Raw genomic sequence first — 4154 nt, forward strand, 5'->3', positions numbered from 1 at the left:
GGCGCGGAGGGAGGGGTGAGTCCGAACGAGGCCTGAGCGCCCCCTTCCCGTCTTAAATTTTCCGCCTACTGCATTCTTTCTAAATTATTGCTGACGAAGAGAGTCTTTCATGTGGGAACGACAGTACGAGCGCGGTCGATGGAATGGGCATCAGCTCAACATCCTAGCCACTGCCATTGATGGCGGTCAGCGCTTGCACGTCAGTGAAATTCCTTACGCAGAGCTGCCGCACGTTAAAACCATGGGCAGTAAAGCTCGCTCGATTAAATTGGAAGTGGTGTTTGTGGGCAGCAGTTCGCTCGTCGATTCGAATACATTCATCGACAGCCTAAATAAAACACCCAGTGGAGAGCTAGAGCATCCGTGGTTGGGTGAACTGCCGTTGGTGTTTGAGACTTTCTCGCAGAGCATCAGTACCAAGCGTGGCATTGTTACGCTCAGTTTGTCTTTTGTTCGTGCCGGTACTGCGCCGAGCATCAGCACGCCGACCGTTGTACGCACCAAGCAATTGGCTTCGGTTGTTGAAACCACATCGGCTTCTTCATTTCTTAGCGATGTCAGCAAAATGAGCGTCGCTGAGATTAATCAGACTCAGAGCGATTACACCAAAGCGTTAGACGCGCTGACCGATATCACGCATCGCCTCAACAGCAACGTTAACCAGGCGCAGAGCGCAGCCGCCAATAACAAGTTCAAAGAAGTGTATTCCGCTATCAACAATGCTTACGGTGCGGTGAGCCGTTTGAGTACACAACCGAGTTACTTCAGTGAGACGTTCAGCTCAACCATGAATCTGGTAGCAAGCCTTGTTCAGTCGGAATCCAAGTCGGACAGTGAAGCCGTGGACAACTCGCGCAATGCTCAGAAGCAACTGCTTGCCCAAGTCAGTGACGATGCGGTGTCACCTCACTACAACATTCAGATGGTGACGGGTGCGATTCAAATGAGTCAGGATTTGGTTTCGCTTGAAAAAGAAGACAACTTTGATATCACCGCAACCAACAAGAAACCAGACATCATTCAAAATGATTTGACTGCCTTGGTAGAAAGCCTCGACGAGCGTATTGACGAAGTTACACAGGTCTCCACCATGGAAAGCATGGCGCTGTTTGATTCGCTATTAGCGCTCAAGACCAATGTGCAAACTCAACTGGATAAAGTCATCAAGGGTACGGCAGCGCACCGAGTGATTGAACAGCCTCGCTTTACGCCAGCGCTCTCTATCGCGCACGACCACTACACCAACGAGCATCTAATCACAGCGATTAATGCGCTGCAGCATCCGCTATTCATGCGTGGAGACATTGCCGTGAGGGATGATGTTCAATGAACAAGCTGACTTTACGAATCAACGGCACTGCGGTCGCGTTTTATAGCGCGAGTGTGAACTACTCATTAGAGCAACTGGCTCACACCTTTACGTGTTCTATTCCACCCATGAACATTACCAACCCGTTGCCCGTTGAGTTCCACCTCAACGATAGGCTTATCCTGACCGGGCAAATTGATGGTGTGGATTCCTCCACCGATGCCAGTAGCCAGGCTCTTACTATTTCGGGTCGTTCCAAAAGTGCCAACATGATTGATTCACGTATCACTATGGATGCGCTGTATGACCAACCTGTCGACAAACTGCTCCGCAAGTTAGCGTCACCGTTTAACCTCAGCGTTCAGTGTTTGGTGAATCGCCTTGTTAACGTAGAAGAGTTTCAAATCAATGCCGAATCGCCTGTGGAAAATGTGGCGCAGGTTATCCGTGAACAAGGTTTTGTATTGGTTGAGCGTAATGGCGTTCTCACCATCGAACATCCCGCACACGCCACCATTCAAGGCATTGGGTTAGAGGTGGGTAATAACATCGAGCAGCTAAGTATATCTCGCAAGTTTGATAAGCAGTTCCACACCATAGAAGTGCAAGGCGCTTGGGATGAAGCCAGCGCGTCGGTCACGTCAAGTGACATTGATAGCACTCGAACGTTGGTCATCATCAGTGACCAACTGCAAACCGAAGAGGCGTGTTTATCCAGGGCGAATTACGAACGTAACTCAGCGATTGCCCAGAGCCTGACGGCTTCCTCAAGCATAGCTGATGTTTTTCCAGAGCTTGCGATTGACGGCATGAACCGAGTGATTCGTGTGATCGACAAAGAGCAGAACTTCAGTGAAATGTTGGTGATAAAAGCATTAAGCCTATCGGTATCCGAAAGCTCTGCAACTACCACCATCCAATTGTCTCGACCCTTTAAGGAGCAAAGCAATGTCTAATCTGCTCTCTCGTCTGATGGGACGAATCAAAAACATTGTGGGTACGGGTATCGTCACAGGCGCAGAGACACAGTGGCTACAAATCAAAACCGCGACAGGCCGAACCAATGACCGCATTCGTCGCGTACATAACTACGGCTTTATGAGCCGCCCTTTAGTGGGCGCCAAAACTTACAACCTGTTTATTGGTGGTGTCACCGCGCGAGGTATTACCGTCAACGTGGAAGACGAACGCTACCAAATGGAATTGCAGCCGGGAGAAGTGGCGATGCTCGATGATAAAGGCAATTTGGTTCACTTCACGGCTAGCGGTATCAAGATTCAGTCTGCAGCAAAAATCGAAATGGTCGCACCAAGTGAAGTTAGCGTAACAGCGCCCAAGGTCAATGTGACTGCCGCAAGTTCAACGTTCTCAGGCAATGTCGACATCGCAGGCAACCTGAATGTAGCAGGCAATGTCGGCGGTGCTTCAGGTAAGTTCGCGGGCGTGACGGTGGAAACCCATACCCATAACTACATCGATGATTCAACCAACCGAGTATCGCAAGGACCCAACGCGCCATGAGTAAATTTGCCCTAAGCGCCCTGACCGCACCCGTCAGTTCAAAAGAAGGCATGACACACGCCATCTTACAAAGCATTCATAACCAAGCCGAATCGACTCAAAACGATCGCGTTCGTATGGCAAACAATGAACGCGGTGGTTGTTGGAGTGCTGAGTTCCTGAATATGGTTGGCTCGCGAGACTGGACTTTAAAGCGTGAAAAACTCACGGAGCAGACAATCAGTTTCGCCAAACGATTTTATGAAGAGTCGTTGGCTTGGTTGGTTAGCGAAGGTCACGCCAAAAACATTGATGTGAAGGTTTGGGAAAGCAAACCGACAGTCATGAGCCGAATCGCTATTGTCACATTGGTTGATGGCACCAAGTTTGAGGTAGAGCTATGAGTACTCAGGTCAGTTTACAGAGTCTGATTAATCGCGCCCAATCAACACTGATAGCTAAGACAGGGCAAAACAACCCAGCTATTGAAGCGCTAGCTTGTGCGATTGCGGGAGTCAGTTACGGGCAATACGGCTATCAAGACCAACTGTTTCGCGAGCTGCACCCAGAAACCTGTTCAGAATCTTGGTTGTATCTGCATGCCAATCGTCATGACACGCCTCGCTTATTGCCAACCTTTGCGAAAGGCACGGTTCAGTTTGTTGAACTGGGTGGAACAGTGGTCATCCCCAAAGGGCGCTTACTGACGGACGCGGCAGGCAACGAGTTTGAAACTACCGAAGAGCAATACAGCAACGCACCTGTGAATGTTATCGCTTTGGTTTCTGGTACTGAAAGCAACTTACCCGAAGGCAGCATGCTGACACTTTCTGAAGGTTTGGAAGGGGTTGACCCAAGTCAGGTAGAAAGCTTGGGTATCTCAGGTGGCTCAGACATTGAAGCTCTGGAACACTGGCGCACTCGCGTGATTGTCGCCTATGAGAAAAATGACCTGATTGGTAAAGCCGATGATTACGAAGTGTGGGCAACCTCTGCTCATTCCGATGTCGATTACGCCTGGGCGTTAGATAACACACCTGAGCGCGGCATGGTGCAAGTGTATGTCGGAAGTCGTGCGAATGATCCAACCGTGAGCACTGAAGTCATCAATCTGGTTCAACAAACCTTTGAAGATAATCGATTAGCCGGTTGTCACCCGATGGCGCTTGTACCTGAACATGCGCAGCTCGATATCGAGATTCAGGGGATTGAAGACATAAACATCCGCTCCGATGTGGTGGCAGCGCTGCAAACTCTGGTTCAAAACAAGATGGGAAAAATCGATGACGCCACAGGTGCGCCTGAATCCATAACGCCCACGGAAATCGTGTTAACCGTTTCAACA

The 4154-nt window shown here is 49.7% G+C and carries 5 protein-coding genes; all 5 read left to right on the plus strand.

Annotated features, from left to right (window positions below):
- The first annotated feature begins 109 nt into the window (after window positions 1–109).
- Window positions 110–1330, plus strand: a complete 1221-nt coding sequence (locus ACOSVQ_RS20530) for a DNA circularization N-terminal domain-containing protein (protein ID WP_491984288.1) — start codon at window positions 110–112, stop codon at window positions 1328–1330.
- The gene (locus ACOSVQ_RS20535; RefSeq protein ID WP_491984289.1) at window positions 1327–2265 is read left to right on the plus strand and encodes a phage tail protein; all 939 of its coding nucleotides are present in this window, start codon (window positions 1327–1329) and stop codon (window positions 2263–2265) included. The genes ACOSVQ_RS20530 and ACOSVQ_RS20535 overlap by 4 nt, the downstream gene beginning before the upstream one ends.
- On the plus strand, window positions 2258–2830 hold the full coding sequence (locus ACOSVQ_RS20540) for a phage baseplate assembly protein V (RefSeq protein ID WP_491984290.1): 573 nt from the start codon (window positions 2258–2260) through the stop codon (window positions 2828–2830). Before ACOSVQ_RS20535 ends, ACOSVQ_RS20540 begins: the two co-directional genes overlap by 8 nt.
- Window positions 2827–3213 carry a phage GP46 family protein gene (locus tag ACOSVQ_RS20545; RefSeq protein ID WP_491984291.1) on the plus strand — a complete coding sequence of 129 codons (387 nt, stop codon included), beginning with the start codon at window positions 2827–2829 and terminating at the stop codon, window positions 3211–3213. The genes ACOSVQ_RS20540 and ACOSVQ_RS20545 overlap by 4 nt, the downstream gene beginning before the upstream one ends.
- Window positions 3210–4154 (plus strand): baseplate J/gp47 family protein (locus ACOSVQ_RS20550; RefSeq protein ID WP_491984292.1); only part of this gene is annotated, 945 nt, incomplete at its 3' end. The genes ACOSVQ_RS20545 and ACOSVQ_RS20550, both read left to right, overlap by 4 nt.

The organism is Vibrio sp. HM8-C (assembly GCF_058630515.1).